The 18896-nt window shown below is 70.4% G+C and carries 20 protein-coding genes and 2 pseudogenes; 6 read left to right on the top strand and 16 right to left on the bottom strand.

The genetic code is table 11. The features are described 5' to 3' along the window. Positions 1 to 60 precede the first annotated feature (60 nt). The gene (locus tag C6376_RS05365) at positions 61 to 834 is read left to right on the top strand and encodes an SDR family oxidoreductase (protein ID WP_107442351.1); all 774 of its coding nucleotides are present in this window, start codon (positions 61 to 63) and stop codon (positions 832 to 834) included. Between the two features lie 90 nt (positions 835 to 924). Continuing rightward, positions 925 to 1632: an ester cyclase gene (locus tag C6376_RS05370; protein ID WP_107442352.1), complete on the top strand. Its 708-nt coding sequence runs from the start codon at positions 925 to 927 to the stop codon at positions 1630 to 1632. A gap of 447 nt (positions 1633 to 2079) precedes the next feature. Here C6376_RS05370 and C6376_RS05380 read toward each other — a convergent pair whose 3' ends face one another. Both C6376_RS05380 and C6376_RS05385 read right to left on the bottom strand, forming a co-directional pair. Beyond that, positions 2080 to 2286, bottom strand: coding sequence for a DUF397 domain-containing protein (locus tag C6376_RS05380; protein ID WP_107442353.1), 207 nt, complete (start codon positions 2284 to 2286; stop codon positions 2080 to 2082). Next, positions 2283 to 3125 carry a helix-turn-helix transcriptional regulator gene (locus tag C6376_RS05385; RefSeq protein ID WP_107442354.1) on the bottom strand — a complete coding sequence of 281 codons (843 nt, stop codon included), beginning with the start codon at positions 3123 to 3125 and terminating at the stop codon, positions 2283 to 2285. The genes C6376_RS05380 and C6376_RS05385 overlap by 4 nt, the downstream gene beginning before the upstream one ends. 240 nt (positions 3126 to 3365) lie before the next feature. Here C6376_RS05385 and C6376_RS43700 point away from each other — a divergent pair, with 240 nt between their 5' ends. Further along, the gene (locus C6376_RS43700; RefSeq protein ID WP_159083157.1) at positions 3366 to 4442 is read left to right on the top strand and encodes a hypothetical protein; all 1077 of its coding nucleotides are present in this window, start codon (positions 3366 to 3368) and stop codon (positions 4440 to 4442) included. 209 nt (positions 4443 to 4651) lie between these two features. Here the strand turns inward: C6376_RS43700 and C6376_RS05400 are convergent, their stop codons facing one another. Continuing rightward, positions 4652 to 5158: a hypothetical protein gene (locus C6376_RS05400; protein ID WP_107442357.1), complete on the bottom strand. Its 507-nt coding sequence runs from the start codon at positions 5156 to 5158 to the stop codon at positions 4652 to 4654. Positions 5159 to 5521: 363 nt separating this feature from the next. Here C6376_RS05400 and C6376_RS05405 point away from each other — a divergent pair. Further along, positions 5522 to 5891: pseudogene (locus C6376_RS05405) on the top strand (ATP-binding protein). Between the two features lie 109 nt (positions 5892 to 6000). On the opposite strand, the gene C6376_RS05410 reads toward C6376_RS05405, so the two are convergent. The 6 genes from C6376_RS05410 to C6376_RS05435 form a co-directional block, all read right to left on the bottom strand. Next, entirely contained in the window at positions 6001 to 6696 is a 696-nt protein-coding gene (locus C6376_RS05410) for a contact-dependent growth inhibition system immunity protein (RefSeq protein WP_107442359.1), read from the bottom strand. A gap of 21 nt (positions 6697 to 6717) precedes the next feature. Further along, a complete protein-coding gene (locus C6376_RS05415; RefSeq protein ID WP_107448789.1) occupies positions 6718 to 7017 on the bottom strand; it encodes an RNase A-like domain-containing protein in 300 nt (99 codons plus the stop codon). Between the two features lie 146 nt (positions 7018 to 7163). Then, positions 7164 to 7679 (bottom strand): hypothetical protein, encoded by a 516-nt coding sequence (locus C6376_RS05420; protein ID WP_159083158.1) that lies wholly within the window; start codon positions 7677 to 7679, stop codon positions 7164 to 7166. A gap of 26 nt (positions 7680 to 7705) precedes the next feature. Continuing rightward, positions 7706 to 9355 (bottom strand): RNase A-like domain-containing protein, encoded by a 1650-nt coding sequence (locus C6376_RS45030; RefSeq protein WP_254075844.1) that lies wholly within the window; start codon positions 9353 to 9355, stop codon positions 7706 to 7708. A gap of 203 nt (positions 9356 to 9558) precedes the next feature. Then, a complete protein-coding gene (locus C6376_RS05430) occupies positions 9559 to 9873 on the bottom strand; it encodes a WXG100 family type VII secretion target (protein ID WP_107442362.1) in 315 nt (104 codons plus the stop codon). Positions 9874 to 9923: 50 nt separating this feature from the next. Further along, positions 9924 to 10340 carry a WXG100 family type VII secretion target gene (locus C6376_RS05435; protein ID WP_107442363.1) on the bottom strand — a complete coding sequence of 139 codons (417 nt, stop codon included), beginning with the start codon at positions 10338 to 10340 and terminating at the stop codon, positions 9924 to 9926. Positions 10341 to 10614: 274 nt separating this feature from the next. Here C6376_RS05435 and C6376_RS05440 point away from each other — a divergent pair, with 274 nt between their 5' ends. After that, positions 10615 to 10842, top strand: a complete 228-nt coding sequence (locus tag C6376_RS05440; RefSeq protein ID WP_107442364.1) for a hypothetical protein — start codon at positions 10615 to 10617, stop codon at positions 10840 to 10842. Between the two features lie 165 nt (positions 10843 to 11007). Here C6376_RS05440 and groL read toward each other — a convergent pair whose 3' ends face one another. The 4 genes and pseudogenes from groL to C6376_RS05460 all read right to left on the bottom strand — a co-directional run. After that, positions 11008 to 12633: a chaperonin GroEL gene (groL, locus tag C6376_RS05445; protein WP_107442365.1), complete on the bottom strand. Its 1626-nt coding sequence runs from the start codon at positions 12631 to 12633 to the stop codon at positions 11008 to 11010. Between the two features lie 111 nt (positions 12634 to 12744). Further along, on the bottom strand, positions 12745 to 13053 hold the full coding sequence (gene groES / locus C6376_RS05450; protein ID WP_057584642.1) for a co-chaperone GroES: 309 nt from the start codon (positions 13051 to 13053) through the stop codon (positions 12745 to 12747). Positions 13054 to 13453: 400 nt separating this feature from the next. Then, complete coding sequence (locus tag C6376_RS05455; protein ID WP_107442367.1) at positions 13454 to 14284, bottom strand: polysaccharide deacetylase family protein; 831 nt, start codon at positions 14282 to 14284, stop codon at positions 13454 to 13456. Next, a pseudogene (locus C6376_RS05460) lies at positions 14281 to 14376 on the bottom strand (polysaccharide deacetylase family protein); the annotation flags it as partial. The pseudogene C6376_RS05460 and the gene C6376_RS05455, both read right to left, overlap by 4 nt. A gap of 189 nt (positions 14377 to 14565) precedes the next feature. Between C6376_RS05460 and C6376_RS05465 the strand changes: the two are divergent. After that, the gene (locus tag C6376_RS05465; protein ID WP_254075845.1) at positions 14566 to 15741 is read left to right on the top strand and encodes a methyltransferase domain-containing protein; all 1176 of its coding nucleotides are present in this window, start codon (positions 14566 to 14568) and stop codon (positions 15739 to 15741) included. A gap of 70 nt (positions 15742 to 15811) precedes the next feature. Here the strand turns inward: C6376_RS05465 and C6376_RS05470 are convergent, their stop codons facing one another. The 3 genes from C6376_RS05470 to C6376_RS05480 form a co-directional block, all read right to left on the bottom strand. Then, positions 15812 to 17041, bottom strand: a complete 1230-nt coding sequence (locus C6376_RS05470) for an RNA polymerase sigma factor (protein ID WP_107448791.1) — start codon at positions 17039 to 17041, stop codon at positions 15812 to 15814. Positions 17042 to 17382: 341 nt separating this feature from the next. Continuing rightward, entirely contained in the window at positions 17383 to 17739 is a 357-nt protein-coding gene (locus tag C6376_RS05475) for a YciI family protein (RefSeq protein WP_107442369.1), read from the bottom strand. 90 nt (positions 17740 to 17829) lie between these two features. Continuing rightward, positions 17830 to 18879, bottom strand: a complete 1050-nt coding sequence (locus C6376_RS05480; RefSeq protein WP_107442371.1) for an LCP family protein — start codon at positions 18877 to 18879, stop codon at positions 17830 to 17832. Positions 18880 to 18896: the final 17 nt, after the last annotated feature.

Genomic DNA, 18896 nt, shown 5'->3' on the forward strand with positions numbered 1-18896 from the left:
CCTTCGGGAGGCCGCGTGCAGAGAGCGGACGGACCCGCTCCGGGTCACTAACCTTCTGTCATGACAACGGCTCTCATCACGGGTTCGACCGCGGGCATCGGCGCCGCGTTCGCCCGCAGACTGGCGGCGGACGGGCATGATCTCGTCCTCGTCGCACGGGACACCAAGCGGCTGCGCGAGCAGGCGACCGAGTTGCACGACCGGCACGGCATCGAGGCTGAGGTGCTGACGGCCGACCTGTCGACGGACGAGGGCATCGAAGCGGTGGCCGTCCGGCTCGGCGACCGCAAGAAGCCCGTCGACCTGCTGGTCAACAACGCCGGCTTCGGCAACAAGGGCCGCTATCTCGACGTCTCCATGGCGGACGAGCTGACCATGCTCAAGGTGCACTGCGAGGCGGTGCTGCGGCTGACGTCCGCGGCCGCGGCCACGATGCGCGAGCGCGGGCGCGGGGGCGTCGTCAACGTGGCCTCGGTGGCGGCGTTCGTACCTCGCGGGACGTACGGGGCGTCCAAGGCGTGGGTCGTGCAGTTCACGCAGGGCGTGGCGAAGGACCTGGCCGGGACGGGCGTGCGGCTGATGGCCCTGTGCCCGGGTTTCGTGCGCACGGAGTTCCATGAGCGGGCCGGGATGGGCACCGACAACATCCCCGGCTGGATGTGGCTGGACGCGGACAAATTGGTCGCGGCGGCGCTGCAGGACCTGGCGCGCGGGAAGTCGGTGTCGATCCCCGACCCGCGGTACAAGGCGCTGATGGGGCTGGTGAAGGTGACCCCGCGGTCATTGCTGGGCGGCGTCAGCTCGCGGACGGGGCGCAAGTACGGACCCCGGTGACGGATCCGCGGGCGGGCGGGTGGCGTCGGCGTTCCGGTGGGAGGATGGGCGTGTCCGAACACCGGATCCAGGGGGGCCGGAGGCGACGCCATGACGTTCGTACAGCTCATCGACTGCAGGACCAGCCGGTTCGACGAGATGGACCGGCTGATGGACACATGGGTCGAGCAGACCAAGGGGAAGCGGACCGCCACCCACGCGGTGGTCGGCAAGGACCGCTCCGACGCCTCGCACTTCATCGAGATCGTGGAGTTCCCCTCGTTCGAGGAGGCCATGCGGAACTCGAACCTTCCGGAGACCGGCAAGGTCTTCCAGGAACTGGTGGCCCTGTGCGACGAGATGCCCACGTTCACCGATCTCGACGTCGTGCGGGACGAGCGGCTGTGCGCGGCGACGGCGCGGCGGTTCTTCGAGACGGTGGCCGCCCCGGGCGAGCTGGCACCGCTGGACGGCCTGTTGGCGCAGGACTACCACGACCATGATCCGTCCAATGTGCAGGACTCGATCGGCATGGACGCCATGCGGCGCCAGATCGACATGTGGCGCGCCGGTTTCACCGTCACGTTCGCCATCGAGGACCAGCTCTCCGAGGACGACCGCGTGTGCACCCGCTGGACGTTCGACGCGACGCACCACGGTGAGTTCATGGGCCTCGCGCCCACCGGGCGGGAGGTCACCATGACCGGGACGACCGTCTTCCGGTTCGACGACGACGGCAGAATCGCCGAGGGCTGGTGGCAGTACGACCGCCTCGGCCTGATGGCCCAACTGGGAGCGCTGGACACGCTGGAGACCTGACGGCGCGCCTCACCGGGTCAACAGGGATGCAGAAACTCGTCGGGCCGTCGGTCCGAGCCTGCGGCCGATGGGGCGTCCGGGTCACGAGCTCCGGGTGACGAGGACGTCTACCTCCTCACCTTCGTCACCGGCGAGAAGACCGCCGAGGACATCGCGGAGGACCTGCACCTCCAAGAGCCCCTGAAGGCGCAGAAGACGGATTTTGCTCCAGAGGGAGAGCGCTTCGGGCACCTGGGGCTGCCCGAGCCGCAGGCGTTGAAGGGAGCGCGCTGGGCCGGGGTATGCCCTCCCTGCGTGAACGACGACCGCCGCAAGAAGGTGCAGTGGATCGACATCTACGTCGAGACACTGAAAGCCGATCAGGCGCGGGTCTGTCTCCAGGCGTTCTGAGTGCTCCGCGAGGCATGAGAAAAGGGCGGCCGGGCAGCCGGCCGCCCCTCCCCCACATCAGCCGCGCGCGGCCATCCCCACGAACGCGGCCCACTCGTCGGCACCGACCGTGAGGAGACCGTCCCCCGGCCGCTTGGAGTCACGGACCAGCACGGCCGTACCGGTGTTCGCGACCTCGACACAATCACCACCGTTGCCCGCGCTGTAGCTGCTCTTGAACCAGTGCAGCTCAGCAGCGGCGGGCGCGGGACTGCCTGTCTTCATAGCTCTCCCAACAGCTTCTCGATGAAGGCCTGTGACTCCCGGGGCGTCAGCGCTTCCGCTCGGAGTGCGCCGTACGTCGCTTCGAGCGGGCTGACCTTCTTCGGCTCCGCGTACAGGGCGCTCACGTCCTGTACTTCCATGTAAGCCATCCTGCGCTGTTCCTTCGAGTGGATCAATGTGAACGGCCCGGCAAGACCGGCATGCTCCTCACGCTCCATCGGCATGATCTGCATCGCCACGTTTCGTTGGCAGCCATAGATCAGCAACTGTTCCAGCTGGCCCCGCCAGACTTCACGACCGCCGAGGGGCCGACGCAGAACGTGCTCGTCGATGACGAAGCTGAACAGTGGAGTGGGACGACGGGCGAAGAGCTTCTGCCGCTCCACCCTCGCGGCCACACCCTGCTCGATCACCTCCTCGTCCAAGAGTGGGCGCCACATGCGGAACACCGCCCGCGCGTACTCTTCCGTCTGCAACAGGCCCTTGATCACGTGGCTGATGTAGGCATGCAGCTCAACGGCCTCCGCCTCCAACTCCGCGTACCGACGGAAGAACGACGGATACCGCGCCTTCGCCACCTCCGGCTTCATCGCCGCGAGGACACCACGCGCCCCCACCGCTCGGTCCACCACGTCGATCAGGTCGGGCTTCGGAATCCGCCTCCCCTGCTCCACCGCCGCGATCTGCGCCTCCCCGTACCCGACCCGTTCCCCCAACTGCGCCTGCGTGTACCCGGCCACCTCCCGGAGCAGCTTCATCTGACGGCCGAAGCACCGCAGGAACTCCCCGTCCGAGTCCGGCTCCACGCCCCCTGCGCCCGAATCCGCACCCTTGTCCATCCCGCCTCGCTCCCTCGTGACTCCGTTGTCAGTGAGGGCAGGTTAGGAGCAGCGCAGCTCAACAGGGGTTCGAACAAACCAAGTTGGTTCGTGTGGGTGAACGCCCGCCAGAAAGCTTTCTTCACTCAACGCATCCAGCCATGCACTCTCCGTGCGGTACCGTCAGCACAAATACGGCCCCCGTAGCGGGTGCAACCGCTCACGAGGGCCTGAACCACCAGTGGAAAGAAGAGTTCCACCGTGATTTACCGGCACCATATCGCGCCCCCGCGCGCCTTCACCCAGTACTCCCACGACCTGATCCGGCATCCCCGCCTCTCCTCGGACGCCGTTCGACTCCTCACCTGGCAGCTCTCTCTCCCGGAGGGGGCGCGCGAACCTCTTTCGCGCACCGCCGAACGCGCCAACATCGGCGGCTGCGCCTTCACCCGGGCCAAGCGGCAGCTGAAGGCGGAGGGCTTCGTGCACGAGCGACGCCTCCAGGGGCCCGGTGGTCGCTGGGTCACCCAACAGCTCGTCTCCAGCGTCCCGTTGAACGAGGCCGAGGCCGCCAAGATCCTCGCGCGGCTGCCCGTAGCAGTCGCCGCAGCGGTCGTAACCCCCGTATCTCCCGTGTCTTCGCAGGTCGCACCGAGTCCCCGGATCCCGGCCGTCGGCGAGCCGACCCCTCCGCTCTCCGACGGCTATCCCAACAAGACACCCGGTGAGAACACCCCCCACCAACCCCCCGAACCCCCCGCACCCGAGCCCGGACCGGATCCGGACGGGGAACCGAAACCGGAACCAGAGCGGGAACGGGAGCAGGAACCGGAACCGGCAGCCCCGCCCCTCGCCGCACTCGAAGCGGCTCAAGCCCTCGCCGCCACCTTCCCCCACCTCTCCCCCGACCTCCGCCACATCCCCCGGGCCATGCAGGCCGAGCTGACGCACCTCACCGCCCGGTGGCTCGCCGCAGGTCACGCGCCCACTGCCGTCCGCGCCCACATCCTGCGCGGCCTCCCCGACGACGGCACCCCCGTCCACCGCCCCGGCGGCCTCCTGCGCCACCTCCTCCGCGACGTCCCCACCGTCCCCGCACCCAAACCACCGCCGCCGCCGCCCGCAGCGGACCCACCCTCGACCGCGGACATCACCGGCCCCCGCCTCTCCCCCCGCCTCACCGGAGCCCGGGAGTGCGAGGGCCCCCACATCCAGCCCATGCTCTTCCGGCCGCTGAACGACGAGACGCTCTGCCCACGCTGCACGGCCGATCCAGGCATGCAGACGCCGCGCGAAAGCTGCCCTCCAACTCTTCGACGGCGTACGGTAATCGGCTGACCACCAACGTGCACCTCGGCGGCTTCAGCCTCTACCACGGAAGAAGAGCCCCGGCCTCAAGCGGCTCGACCCGGTCTCCCTGTGCACCACGCTGCTTCCGGCCGACAGGGCCCACGCAAGAGCAGAGGCCCGCCTGATTCCGGGCGGGCCTCGCGTCCGCTCGCCGCAACGAGCAGAGGGTTCTTACGCAGCCTGACAGCGCTTCGCGGTCACGCCGCTTCCGCCTCCGCCGCGGACCGACGGGCCAGCCGGTACGCCTCGGGCAGGGCGTCGGAGGTCGTGAGGGGCAGGCGCACGGCGTGCGCGTTGTCGGCCTGGACGTTGCGCGCGGCGGCGAAACGGCAGCCCTCGGCCGCGTCGCCGGGCAGGCGGAAGTCGAGGTAGGTGCGGTCCGGCCGCACGTAGCAGTACGCGCCCACCTTGCGCGGGCCCGGCACATAGAGCTTCACGTAGCTCGTCTTCTCGGTGCCCAGCTCGGCGACCGCTCCGTGCTCCCGAACCTCCTTCTCCACGAAGGAGACGAACAGGTCGGCGTACTGCGACGCAGCCCGCGTGCGAATCAGCGCGAGCACCTCCGGGTCCAGGACGGACGGCTCCGGCGCCGCCGCCTGACGCGACGTGGTGCGCAGGTCGAACTCGGCACCGTGGGCCGCCAACACGTCGATCAGCGCGGGAAGTTCCTCCGCGCTCACCTCAAGACTGACCTTGATCGTCACAGCTCACTCTCCCCTTGCGCAAGCGCCCGAACGGGCCCGCTCACCCACACCCTAGACCTCACTGACGGCTTACTGTCAACAACTTCCCGCGAACTGTTCGCTCCTGCTCGACGCTGATCCCGGTCCGCCGACGGCTCCACAGCCCCGCACCCGACCACACCCGACCACGCCCACAGAACCCCGCCGCGCCCCGACAAGCCCCGGCTGTGGCACCGTCACCCCTGGCCACAGCCACCCCGGACACGGGATCTTCGGCACATGCCCCTCCCCCACGACGACACCCCCGTCGGCACGACCGCCCTCCGGCCCGCCCCCGAGACCGGCCTCACCCTTCGGTTCAGCTCCACCCCGCGCGGCGCCCGCCTGGCCAGACGCATCGCCTCCCAGCAGATGGACGCCTGGGGATGGCCGTACGGCACGGCCATCAACGACGCCGTCGAACTGATCACAGCCGAACTGGCCGCGAACGCCGTCACCCCACGGCCGGGTGCCCGGCCGAGACGCCGAGCTGCGGCTCAGCAGGGACGACGACACGGGGCACGTCCGCATGGAGGTCACCGACGTCCGAGGGGAGCGGCTGCCGGTCCAGGAGGCGGGCCCGGACGGCCGGCCGCTCACGGACGGCGGGCGCGGCCTGACGCTCGTGGCGGCGCTGGCCGAGGACTGGGGCGTCGCACCCCGGCCGGGTGCGCCCGGAAAGACCGTATGGGCCGTCGTCTCCTGCGGCCCCTGAACAACGCCGCGTCAGTCGTCGGCCACCTGGATCAGCGCGGCGAAGCGGACCCCGTCCGTCCCCACGACGAGACCGTCGCGGAGCGGCCCCGGCTCATCCGCCGGGAGGGTCACTCCCGGCCCTCCGTCGTCTCCGGCGCGTACACGGCCCGCGGCCCGGCCAGCCGGTGGGCGACCAGCTCCAGCCAGCCGCTCAGCGCGTACGGCGCCGGCGGGTCGACCTCCATGCCCAGCTCGGCCAGAGCCAGTGCGCAGTCGGGCTCGTCCAGGTCGAGCGCGAGCAGTTCATGGAGCTCGCCGACCAGCCGAGCCACCAGCTGGGCGTCGGTCGTGGCCCGGTAGTCGTCGACGGCGGCGTCGTGACCGGCGAACTCGTCGGGCATGTCCTGGGAGAACCAGCCGCCGAGGAACTGCCCGAGTTCGGGGAAACGGGCGTGCCACTCCCAGTGCGTCGCCGGGGTGGACGGAGGTGGTGCCTCGCCCTGCTCGACGCTGTGCCTGATGTGGTCGGCCAGGCAGTACAGCCACCGCTGGATCTCGCTGTCCGGCAGGCCGACGTCGGGCACGGGATAGAACTCGCCCAGGCGCAGTCTCAGCCGTCCCGGCGGATGGTCCGCGTACTCCCGCAACTGGCGCTCGGCGACGGCGAGGGCCCATGGCCTGTCGTGCCAGGTCTGGCGCAGGTAGGCGGTCAGCGCCTGGCTCGGCCGGTCCGGGGTGTCGTCGGCCTGCTGTCCCGCGTAGGCGCGGACGACCTGGTCGAGTTCGCCGTAGCGGCGGTCGTGTTCGAGGGGGCTCAGGGGCACGATGGTCAGCCTCTACAAGTGCTACAGGTAGACGGGGAAGGTGGTCTGGACGGCGAAGCCGTGGGGTCGGCCGGCGTCCCGCCTGAGGATCACCCGGGCGGCCCGCACGTCGACGGGGCCACGCCCCGCCAGCATCATCGCCTGCAGCAGCACCCGCCCCACCGGCTCCTCCCGCGACGGCCACGACGCCTCGACGGTCAGACGTGCGCGGGTGGACTGGGCGAGCCACCGGTGGATGAGCTGCTCGTTGGCGGTGACCACCTGCTGGGTGGCCCACTGAGCCGTCTCCCGGTCGGGGTAGGTCGACGTCCTGGTACGCACAGGAGCTGTCTCGGACACGATCACCACTTTCGCTGGGAAGGTACGAGGCGTCCAGGGAACGCCTATTCGACTGGGGATGAAAGATCCGGAAGGCCGCCCCTTTTCCGGGGTGTGACACCAACCGAACTTCGGTCCGCGGTTCCCGTTCAGGCGTCCTCGAATCTCCAGGCGACCAGCAGCCATTCCGGCGTAACCCCGATTAGGCAGACGTCGTAGAGCGTGACGGCAAGGGAATTCCAGTAGAAGCCGGACACCAGGAACTCCGCGTCCGGGCCGTCCTCGGCGTGTCCATGGTTCGTGAAGAATTCGACGGAATCGCCGACAGAGGCCAGGACATCGCGAACACACCCGTCCCTGACCTCATCCGCTTCACGAAGTGACGGATCCGGCCCCTCGTAGAAGGATCCCACCGCGAGGAACTTCAGCAACTCCTCTGCACCTCCTGCCGTGACCGGCATGAGGTTCTGCCTCACTAGCTCACCGGTCACAGCCTCGAACATCGGGACCGGGTCAACACCAACGCTCTTCCCACCACAATCACCGCGCGTGAAGGCGACCAGGTCGTCAGCCCAATCCTCATAGCTTCTGGGGGTCAGACAGACGACGGCGCGAAGCGGGTCGAACAGGGTGGACGCACACTCGGGCAGGGTTCCTACGCTCACGGACATCACTCACTCGGGTACACAGATCACTTCGGCATGGAAGTAAGGACAACGTAAGGCGGATCGATACCGTTCTTGTATTTGAGAATCACCTTGACGCTGTGGGTTTCATGAGCAGTGGTCGAACCGCTCGGGATGGTTCTTCCCGTGACGTAGTCGAACTCCACGGGGTCCAGTTCAAGCTTCGAACTGTCGGACCGTGGCCGCGACAGCCACTTCTCGATCTTCTCTGGATTATTGACCCCGGTATTAGGTTTGCCAGCGTTCGCAGGAGTGTTGGACGGGCCGATCTCATCCATGGCGCTCTGCGTCGCCTTTTGTGCTGTGGCAAGGTCCGTGAACGTAGAAGCGGCGGTGATTCCTGGCTGGTCCCGCAGCCGGTTCACGAGCTGCGCGTCGGACTGCCCGACGTGCTTGTCGATCACATGGCTTCCATGCACGCCCTCCTGGTTCGCCAGGTCAACCGTGTAGAAATGATTGTCCTTTTCCTCCCCTGCGACCGTGTAGAGCGGCTGTCCCTTGAAGTCATTGAGCGAGCGGGCTCCGAATGCCTCGGCCCGTGCCTCTTCCGCAGAGTAGGTTGGGACGCTGCGCTTCGCCTCCTCCAGCGCGGGCTTCAGTTTCGTCAGCCCGTCGCCGAGGCCGTGTATCTCGCGGTTGTAGGAGTCCACCGCGCTGTTCAGGCGGCCCGTGTCGATGTTGGTGATGAACTCCGCCGCCAGCGCGGGGAGCTCGCCGATCAGTTCGAGGAGATCCTTGAAACTCTTCACCGCGAAGGTCTTGGTCGCCGCGTCCTTGTAGACGTCGACGATGGTGGAGCGGATCTTCGTCACTTCCGCGCTGACCCCGTCGCACGCCGTCGCCACATCCCGCGCGGTGTCCTGGAGAACGTCGAGAGCAGGCTGCTTGCCCTCCTTGTGGGCCCACTTGTAGCCGTGATGCTCCTTGCCCCAGTCCGACGTCCCCCACATCGCCGAGCAGAACTGCTTCATCGCGCTCTGCCACTCGTCGTGCCCCGTCGCCGGGTTGGTGATGTAGGCGATGGCGTCGTCGAAGGCCTCCGCGGAGGTCTTGGCCTCCTTGGCGGCCTGCCGCCAGGCCTTGGCGATCTCCGGCAGGGCGCTGTCGTCGCCGCCGGGCGTGATGTCGGCGACCTTGCCGTGACGCAGGGCGTGGCTGAGGATCGGGCGGAGGATCTCGGCCCCGACCGCGGCTACCGCACCCGAGACCTCGTCGATGATCGCGTTGCCCCAGCCGTCCTCACCCTGGGCGTTGCCCCAGCCGAGTTCGGCGACGGGCCCGGACGCACGGGCACTCTTCAGGACGTCCGGCGGGTTCTTCGTCGCCAGCACCGGGGTCAGGGGGTGGAGGGTGTGGTCCGCCCGGAGGTAGTTGTTCGCGGTGACCGTGAGGCCGACCGCGGCGCCGCCGACGCCTTCCGTCGTCCTGTTCCACACCTCGAGAAAGAGGACTGCGGTGTCGGCGTACGCCTTGGCGAAAGCCTCGGGGCCGGTGCCGCAGCCGACCGCGTGCTCGTGCCCGTCGAGCCCCTCGACCAGCTTCGTGGCCTGGCCGGCGAAGTCGTACTGTGCGTTGCGCAGCATGTACGAGGCGTAATACACGTGCTGTGGCTGGACGTCGAAGCCGACGATGTTGCCAGGCGGTGCGGGCTTCATCGCCTGCAGCTCGGCGGTGCGTCGGTGGCGGTCGGAGTCCGTGTCGCCGCGGGAGATGTCGTTGCCGGCGGGGTCGGTGAGACCGCCGGGCGACGGATGCGGCGTCGGGCTCGCGCCGCCGGAGCCGGACGGCTGAGGCAGACCGCCCCCCGTGGACGGGGTGGGAGTGGGACTCGCGGAAGGCGCCGGAATCGGTGTGGCCATCAGAGCGCACCCCAGCCGCGCAGTACCGCCCGGTGCGCCGCCGTGTAGTTGAGGTGCCCGGTGGTGACGAAGTCGTGCAGCCACTTCTGGGCCGCTTCCAGGTCCTGGGCCGACCGGTCCCATTCGTCGAGCTTGTCGACGAAGACCTCTCTGGTCTCGCCCCTCCAGGACAACACCACCGGCTCCACCCGGCCGTAGAGCGCCTCCAGCTTCTCGTTGAGCTTCTTGAGGATGTCCTCCAGTTCGGCGGCGAGTTCCTGAAGCGCCGCGAAGGAGACCGTGATCTGCTCCTCGGGTACTGACCCGTTCGACATGTTCCCCCTTGGTGGCGTCTGCGGTGGCCGTGCGCAGAGCGTGGCGTGCGTCAGTACGCGTCGAGAGTGCTGCGCGGGGGTGTCGCCACCTCCACGTTCGGCGTGGAGAGCCTGTCGACCTCGCTGTCGACGTCCACGCTGACCTGGCGCATCGCGGCCAGCACGTCGAGGTCGGTCTTGGAGAAGCCGTCCCGGCTCAGCCGTACGGCCTCCTCCAGCAGCTTCACGACTTCCCGGATGCGTACGGCGTCCTCGGCGGCCGCGCGATGGAAGTCGCGGTACGCCGTTCCCGCCGGGCCGCGCCAGCCCGCTTCGATCCGGTCGACGATCGCGTCCATGCGCGTGACCTGGCCGTCCAGGTGTTCGCGCATGTCGCCGAGGTCGCCCGCGAGCTTCGTCAGGTCCTCGGCGGTCGCCTTGAAATCCGGAGTGCCGCCCTGCGGCGAGCCGACTCCGTGCTGTCCCATACCGTGCGCCCGCCCCCTCGGTGTCGCGCGCCCCTGAACGACAGCGCCCCCGCCCATCAGACGTCAATCATATGATCCGACCTTCTCGCGCTCGCCTCGCCCTCGGCGCGCCCGCCGCCGTGTTCTCTTCGGTTGCTCCCGGCCCCTCCGGTCCCCGGCCCCGACCTGGCAGGATGAGGAGGACTGTGACGGACACCGGGGAGCGGGAGCAGCCACGGGCCAGGAGTGGCGAGACCGTCGGACGGCTGGCCGAGGGCAGGCTCCGTACTCACCCGTGACCGGGCCCTACGAGCTCTGCTCGCGGCGCGCGTCGGTCTCGGGGACACCCAGAGGCGAGTCACTGGACCTGGACGCCGACACCCTGTTCGACTGGAGCCGGGCCCCGGTCGGTCCGAGGCGCTTCGCCGAACCGCCCGAGCGGGAGCGGGCCGGGCTGGCCGCCTGGCGGCAGCAGGTGACCGGGCCCGTGGCACCCGCGCTCCTGGCACTGGCCGCCGACTGACGCGGCACGGACGCGCTTTCGCTCGGCGTGCGTGCGGTGCTCGCCGGGGGCTTCGGGTTCCTTGTCCGAGACGGTGGCCGACGCGCGTCCGGCGAACGCCGAGGCCCGGCGCCCCCGGTGGAACGGGGGGCCGGGCCTCGGTACTGCGGTGGGTGCTGACCTGGGTCAGTGGGAGTGGCCGTGGCCGTGACCGCCGGCGGCCGGCTCCTCCTCTTCCTTCTTCTCGACGACGAGGGTCTCGGTCGTCAGGAGGAGGGAGGCGATGGAGGCGGCGTTCTCCAGGGCGGAGCGGGTGACCTTGACCGGGTCGATGACGCCGGCCTTGACCAGATCTCCGTACTCGCCGGTCGCGGCGTTGAAGCCCTGGCCCTTGTCGAGCTCGGCGACCTTGGAGGTGATGACGTAGCCCTCGAGGCCCGCGTTCTCGGCGATCCAGCGCAGCGGCTCGACGGCGGCCTTGCGGACGACCGCGACACCGGTGGCCTCGTCGCCGGTCTTGTCGAGGTTGCCCTCGAGGACCTTGACGGCGTGGACCAGCGCGGAGCCGCCACCGGAGACGATGCCCTCCTCGACCGCGGCGCGGGTCGCGGAGATGGCGTCCTCCAGACGGTGCTTCTTCTCCTTCAACTCCACCTCGGTGGCGGCGCCGACCTTGATCACGCACACGCCGCCGGCCAGCTTCGCGAGGCGCTCCTGGAGCTTCTCGCGGTCCCAGTCGGAGTCCGTGTTCTCGATCTCGGCCTTGATCTGGCCGACGCGGCCCACGACGTCCTCGGAGCTGCCGCCGCCGTCGACGATGGTGGTGTCGTCCTTGGTGACGGTGACACGGCGGGCGGAGCCCAGCACGTCGACGCCGACCTGGTCGAGCTTGAGGCCGACCTCCTCGGAGATGACGGTGGCGCCGGTGAGGACGGCCATGTCCTGGAGCATCGCCTTGCGACGGTCACCGAAGCCCGGGGCCTTGACGGCGACCGCGTTGAAGGTGCCGCGGATCTTGTTGACGACGAGGGTGGAGAGCGCCTCGCCCTCGAGGTCCTCGGCGATGATCAGCAGCGGCTTGGAGGAGTTGGTCTGGATGACCTTCTCGAGCAGCGGCAGCAGGTCGGCGATCGAGGAGATCTTGCCCTGGTTGATGAGGATGTAGGGGTCCTCGAGGACGGCCTCCATGCGCTCCTGGTCCGTCACGAAGTACGGCGACAGGTAACCCTTGTCGAAGGCCATGCCCTCGGTGAAGTCCAGCTCCAGACCGAAGGTGTTGGACTCCTCGACGGTGATGACGCCGTCCTTGCCGACCTTGTCCATCGCCTCGGCGATGAGCTCGCCGACCTGCTGGTCCTGGGCGGACAGCGCGGCGACGGCGGCGATGTCGGACTTCTCGTCGATCGGGCGGGCCGAGGCCAGCAGCTCGTCCGAGACGGCCTTGACGGCGGCGTCGATGCCCTTCTTCAGGGCGGCCGGGGACGCGCCCGCGGCGACGTTCTTCAGGCCCTCGCGCACCAGCGCCTGGGCGAGCACGGTGGCGGTGGTCGTACCGTCGCCCGCGATGTCGTTGGTCTTGGTCGCCACCTCCTTCACCAGCTGCGCGCCGAGGTTCTCGTACGGGTCCTCGATCTCGACCTCACGGGCGATCGTGACACCGTCGTTGGTGATGGTGGGGGCGCCGAACTTCTTGTCGATGACGACGTTGCGGCCCTTGGGGCCGATCGTCACCTTGACCGTGTCGGCAAGCTTGTTGACGCCGCGCTCGAGGGCGCGACGGGCGTCCTCGTCGAACTTCAGGATCTTCGCCATGGGAGCGGTTCAGCCCTCTCGGAAAAAGTGGGAGAAACGAACTGCGCCCCCGGCACCCGGCTTCACAAACACGCGGGGCCAGGAGCGCAGTTCACTGCAAAACTGGGTGAATTACTTCTCGATGATCGCGAGCACGTCGCGAGCCGAGAGGACGAGGAACTCCTCGCCGTTGTACTTCACCTCGGTGCCGCCGTACTTGCTGTACAGGACGACGTCGCCGACCTTGACGTCGAGCGGCAGGCGCTCGCCGTTCTCGAAGCGACCCGGGCCCACCGCGAGGACGGCGCCCTCCTGGGGCTTCTCCTTCGCGGTGTCCGGGATGACCAGGCCAGAGGCGGTGGTCTGCTCGGCGTCGAGCGGCTGGACCACAATGCGGTCCTCGAGCGGCTTGATGGCAACCTTGGAGCTGGTGGTCGTCACGATCCGACCTCCCCCTTCGGAGATCTCACGGGGTTAACTGTCTGAGGTGGCGACCAGGTGGATCCGTCGTCGCGGGTGCCGGACCTGCCCGTCGCGTTGTTGGCACTCTCCGGTGGGGAGTGCCAGACCTGAGACTATGACCGCGATTAGCACTCGGTCAAGCGGAGTGCCAATGCGTGCGGCGCGTCGCCAGGTTTTCGGCCGCCGTGAGTGTCCTGGTCGCCCGGTGACAGGGCCCCGTTTCCGGGGACTGGCGCCCCCGGACCCCGCTTCGGTCCTGGACGGGCCTCGTCCTCTGACGCCGGACGGGCTCAGAGGACGAACCCCAGCCGCCGTACCAGCCGCCGTACCAGTCGGTGTCCCGGCTCCAAGGTTCCGGTCGACGCGGGAGGACGGGCTGTCAGAGGTAGTCCTCCAGGCGGGCCACCGTCAGGTGCTCGTTCTGGATCCGGCGCAGGAGTCGCGTCGTCCGGTCCCGCAGGTCCGGGGCGGTCGTCTCGTCCGGGGCCACGGCGATGACGTCGCCGGGGTGGAGGCGGTGGGGGCCGTGGGCGTAGGTGAGGGCGGTGGGGCCCATCGACGCGCGCCAGAGGACGACGGCCGCGATGCCGCAGTCGGCGGCGGCGCGCCGGGTGGTGGCGTCGTAGGCGCCGTAGGGCGGGCGGAGCAGGCGGGGGCGCAGGCCGAAACGGGCGCGCAGCTTGTCCTGCTGGCCGCAGATCTCGGCGCGCTGGCCGGCGTAGGGCAGGCCGCGCAGGGCCGGGTGGTCCAGGGTGTGGTTCTGGACACTGGCCCCGACCGACTGCAGCCTGGCCAGCCGGCCGTAGCCGGGGCCGATCACGCTGTCGGTGAGGAACATACTGACCGGCAGGCGCAGTTCGCGGACCATGTCGGCGAAGCGGGGGTCGCGTTCGGCGCCGTCGCCGTAGGTGAGGAAGACGACCCTGTCGGCGGTCGGGACATGGTCCACGACCGGAGGGAGGGCGGTTCCGGGGCTGCCCGCCAGGGAGCGGGCCGGGTGGGCCGGGGCGGGGGCCAGGGGTGCCGTCAGACCCCAGCGGCGGTAGGCGGGCTGCCCGGCGGCCGGGCCGGCCGGGTGGACCCGGGCCGCGGCTTTCCTGCCCAGCCGTTCGATCGGGTCGACGGACTGTGCGCAGCCGCTCAGGGTCGTCAGGACGAGCGCGACGAGCAGGACGGCCGCCGGTCCCGCGCCCTTGCGTCGCGCCCTCACAGGTAGTCCTCGAGACGGGCCACCGTGTAGCCCTTCGCCGTGACCTCGTCCAGGAAGCGGCGGACAGGATCGGGCATGGTGCCCTTCCAGTCTCCGGAGCGGATTTCCCTGCCGGGACGGGTTTCCGTACGGGGGCGGCGACGGGCCGGCCCATCGAGGCCGTTCATGTCATTTTGTACGACAGGTCCCATGGCGCCGGATCTTCGCAGTCGCCCTTCCCGAAGCCGGTCCGACACCGCCGCCGGAGGCGCGCTGTCCACCGACTGGCCCACAATGACCCGGTGAACGACCTCGCCCCCCTGCGCACTCCCGAGGGCCGCGCCCTCCTCGACGCGGTGCGCGGCACCGCCCCCGCCGACGAACTCGCCGTCGCCACCCGGCTCCGCCGCGAACATCCCGCCGACCTGGTCTCCGCGGCCCTCGGCCAGGCCCGGCTGCGGCAGCGGGCGGCGGTGAAGTTCGGGGCGCGCGACGCGGAGCGGATGTTCTTCACGCCGAACGGGGTGGAGCAGTCGACGCGCGCGAGCGTCGCCGGCTACCGGGCCGAGCGGATGAAGACGCTCGGTGTGACCTCCGTCGCGGACCTGTGCTGCGGGATCGGCGGCGACGCGATCGCCCTCGCCCGCGCCGGCATCCGGGTGCTGGCGGTGGACCGGGATGCGGCGGCGGCCGAGGCGGCGCGGGCGAACGCCGAGGCGCTCGGGCTGAGCGAGCTGATCGAGGTGCGGCAGGCGGACGTCACCGAGGTGGACACCGACGGCTACGACGCCGTCTTCGTGGATCCGGCGCGCCGGGGCGGCCGGGGGCGCATCTTCGATCCCGAGGCGTACTCGCCTCCCCTGTCGTGGGCGGTCGGGGCCGCCCTCGCCGCGCCACGCGCCGCTCTCAAGATCGCGCCCGGGGTGCCGCACGAGGCGATCCCCGCCGAGGCCGAGGCCGAGTGGATCTCGGACGGCGGGGACGTGAAGGAGGCGGTGCTGTGGTTCGGGACCGCCGCACCGGGGACCGTCCGGGCGACTCTGCTGCCGGGGCCGCGCACCCTGCTCGGCGCCGGCCTGCCCGACCCGGACGTCCGGCCGGTCGGGCGGTACCTGTACGAGCCCGACGGCGCCGTCATCCGGGCCCATCTGGTCGCCGACGTGGCCCGGGAGCTCGACGGCGGGCTCGTCGACGAGACGATCGCCTATGTCACGGCCGACGAGCTGCGCGCCACGCCGTATGCCACCGCCTACGAGATCACCGATCAACTCCCCTTCGGTGTGAAGAAGTTGAAGGCGCTGTTGCGGGAGCGGGGGGTCGGCGTCCTGACCGTGAAGAAGCGGGGGTCGGCGGTGGAGCCGGAGGAGCTGCGGAAGAAGGTGCTCCCCAGGCCGCAGGGCTCCGAGGCGGTGACGGTGTTCCTCACACGAGTGGCGGGCGCCCCGACCATGCTGATCGGGAAGCCCGCCACCTCCTGACGCCGGTCAGGAAAGCGGTGCCGGCGTGCCGGGTGCCGGCGTCGTCCTTCTTCCGACCCACCCGCCCCCGTCAGTCCGACGCCGCCGCCCTGTGCAGCAGCAGGTGTCGTTCGCGGGCGCTGGCCGTCAGCGCCGCCGCCCGTTCGAACTCGGCGCGGGCCTCCGCGGTGCGGCCGAGGCGGGACAGCAGGTCGGCGCGGACGCTCGGCAGCAAGTGATACTCCCGCAGGGCGGGTTCGGCCGTCAGGGCGTCGACGATGGCCAGGGCGGCCGCCGGGCCCTCGGCCATCGAGACGGCGACCGCGCGGTTCAACTCGACCACCGGGGAGGGGAAGCGGGCCGCCAGCAGCCCGTAGAGGGTGGCGATGCCCGCCCAGTCGGTCTCCTCGTACCTGTACGCGTGCGCGTGGCAGGCGGCGATGGCGGCCTGGAGGGCGTACGGGCCCGGGGCCGCGCCCGCCGCCAGGCTCCGGGCCCGGTCGAGGGCGTTGATGCCGCGTGCGATCAGCATGCGGTTCCAGCGTCGGCGGTCCTGGTCCTTCAGCAGCACGGGCGTACCGTCGGGAGCGGTGCGGGCGGCCGTCCGGGACGCCTGGAACTCCAGCAGCGAGACGAGGCCGTGGACCTCGGGCTCCTTCGGCATCAGCGCCGCGAGCTGACGGCCCAGCCGCAGGGCGTCCTCGCACAGCGCCGGGCGCAGCCAGTCGTCGCCGGCGGTGGCCGCGTACCCCTCGTTGAAGATCAGGTAGATGACGTCGAGGACGGACCCGAGCCGGGCCTCTCGGTCGGGGCCGTACGGCACCTCGAAGGGCACGTTCCTGGTCGCCAGGGTCTTCTTGGCGCGCACGATCCGCTGGGCGACCGTCGGCTCGGGGACCAGGAAGGCGCGGGCGATCTCCGGGGTGCTCAGGCCTCCCAGCAGGCGCAGGGTGAGGGCGGTGCGGGCCTCGGCGGAGAGCACCGGGTGACAGGCGGTGAAGACGAGCCGGAGCAGGTCGTCGTCGATGTCGTCGGGATCGGCGGGTTCCTGGGGAGCGGCGGTCGTGGTCTCCAGGTCGCGACCGATCTCCTGGAGCTTGCGGGAGTGGTTCTCGCGCCGTCGGATCAGGTCGACGGCGCGCCGCCGGGCCGTGGTGGTCAGCCAGGCGCCGGGATGGTCCGGCACTCCGTCGCGCGGCCACTGCTCCAGCGCGGCGACCAGGGCGTCCTGCGCGAGTTCCTCGGCGACGCCGACGTCCCGCACGAGCCGGGCGACGGCGGCGATGACACGGGGGGACTCCAGACGGAAGACGGTCTCGATGGCCGCACGCGCATCCGGGGCCGCACGGGGATCACGGGCGGTACGCGCATCCGGGGCGGTACCTGCGTCCGGGTGGGCCGTACGGGTGTCCGAGGCGTCGCGCGAAGGCGGTGCGCCGCCGGGATCCGGGGTGCCGACGGGATCCGTGGTACCGCCGGGATCCGGTGCGCCGCCGGGGTCGGGGGGCGTGCGGGGGCGCGAAGGCGGGCCGGGGTCCGGGGCGGGCTGTCGTTCCACAGCTCACCATCGAACACCCGGCGCCCGTTCAGGCCAAGAACCCCCAGGCCAGGAACCCTCAGGCCCGGAACCTCCCAGGCCCGGAACCCTCGGGCCGAGAACCCTCAGCCTTCCGCGATTTCCCGCACCTCGCAGGTCACCGTCCAGTGCTCCTCGTGCACCTTCAGGAACCGCTTCGTCCATTCGACGGCCTCGGCCATGTCCTTGCACTGCATGATCGCGTAGCCGCCGACGACCTCCTTGGCCTCGGTGAAGGGCCCGTCGGTGAGGGTGATCCTCCCGCCCTCCCAGTGCGCGCGGACGCCCTGCGCGGACGGGGTCAGTCCGGCGGTCTCCAGCATCACGCCGGCCTTGGTGACCTCCTCGATCAGCTCGCCCATCCGCTGCATCAGCTCCGGGCTCGGGCCCTCGGCGGGGGCGGTGGCCTCGTCGATCTTCACGAGTGACAGGTAGCGGGGCATGGTGACTCCTCGGGTGCGGTGAGCCGGGTCCTTCCCGGCCTCTCCCCCTGCGTCGAACGGCGGCGGGCCGGATCGACACCTCACCGGAATCTATTTCAGCGATCTCCACAGCGCGCCCGCCGCCGGCTCCCGCGCCACCACCCGGTCGGGGTCGGAAGGGGCCGGCACCACGGGCATGGTGACCGTCCGGACGTTCCCGGCCGACAGGCCCTTCAGGCTCCGGCCGAGTTCCGTCAGCTCGGCGAGCGAGTCCAGACCGGTGTCGGTGGTCAGGCTGCCGGTGACCGCGTCGGCGACCTGGTACAGCTCGGCGGGGCTGGTGAGGAGGTCGGTGGAGGCGATCTGCTCCAGCAGGGCCTTCACCAGTTTCTGCTGGAGGCCTATGCGGCCGAGGTCGCTGCCGTCGCCGATGCCGTGCCGGGTGCGGGCCAGGGCGAGGGCCCGGGCGCCGTCGAGATGGTGGGTGCCGGCCGCGAGGTGCAGATGGCTGTCGTCGTCGTCGATGTCCTCGTCGGTGGTGACGGTGACCCCGCCGAGCGCGTCCACGAGCTTGGCGAAGCCCGAGAAGTCCACCTCCACGTAGTGGTCCATCCGGATGCCGGTGACGGACTCGACCGTCTTGACGGCGCAGACCGGGCCGCCGACCGCGTAGGCGGTGTTGAGCATCACGCCGTACGCCGTCACCGTCGAACCGCCGTCGGGCAGCGGGCAGGAGGGCCGGGTGACGAGGGTGTCGCGCGGGATGCTGACGACCGTGGCCGTCGTGCGGCCCGCGTCGATGTGCACGACCATCGCCGTGTCGGAGCGGGCGCCGGTGCTGTCGCCGCCGCCGAGCGCCTGGTTCGCGGCGCCGCTGCGCGAGTCCGAGCCCAGCACGAGGAGGTTGACTGCCTCGGTGGGTGCCGGGGAGCCGGACGCCGAGGCCGGCGGCGTCGTGACCGCCTTCGCCGGGCGGTCGTCGCCCAGCGCGTTGTCGATGTCGACGCTGTCGATGTTGCCGTTGAGGTGCCAGTAGGCCCAGCCCGCCGTCCCGACGCCCGCCACCAGGACGGCGGCCAGCGTGAGGCCGGCGGCCTTGAGTGCTCTCGACCGCCGGCCCGCTCCGCTGCCGGTCGTTGCGTGCTCCTCGACTTCCGTCACAGGAAAGAACGTACGTC

The sequence above is a fragment of the Streptomyces sp. P3 genome (assembly GCF_003032475.1).
Lineage (GTDB): Bacteria > Actinomycetota > Actinomycetes > Streptomycetales > Streptomycetaceae > Streptomyces.

What these genes read in the sequence shown, in the direction of transcription:
- C6376_RS05475 (WP_107442369.1), bottom strand. Translation starts at nt 17,739, where the DNA reads ATGCCCCGCTACCTGTCACTCGTGAAGATCGACGAGGCCACCGCCCCC.
- C6376_RS05430 (WP_107442362.1), bottom strand. Translation starts at nt 9,873, where the DNA reads ATGTCGAACGGGTCAGTACCCGAGGAGCAGATCACGGTCTCCTTCGCG.
- C6376_RS05385 (WP_107442354.1), bottom strand. Translation starts at nt 3,125, where the DNA reads ATGGACAAGGGTGCGGATTCGGGCGCAGGGGGCGTGGAGCCGGACTCG.
- C6376_RS05380 (WP_107442353.1), bottom strand. Translation starts at nt 2,286, where the DNA reads ATGAAGACAGGCAGTCCCGCGCCCGCCGCTGCTGAGCTGCACTGGTTC.
- C6376_RS05435 (WP_107442363.1), bottom strand. Translation starts at nt 10,340, where the DNA reads ATGGGACAGCACGGAGTCGGCTCGCCGCAGGGCGGCACTCCGGATTTC.
- C6376_RS05365 (WP_107442351.1), top strand. Translation starts at nt 61, where the DNA reads ATGACAACGGCTCTCATCACGGGTTCGACCGCGGGCATCGGCGCCGCG.
- groL (WP_107442365.1), bottom strand. Translation starts at nt 12,633, where the DNA reads ATGGCGAAGATCCTGAAGTTCGACGAGGACGCCCGTCGCGCCCTCGAG.
- C6376_RS05370 (WP_107442352.1), top strand. Translation starts at nt 925, where the DNA reads ATGACGTTCGTACAGCTCATCGACTGCAGGACCAGCCGGTTCGACGAG.
- C6376_RS45030 (WP_254075844.1), bottom strand. Translation starts at nt 9,355, where the DNA reads ATGAAGCCCGCACCGCCTGGCAACATCGTCGGCTTCGACGTCCAGCCA.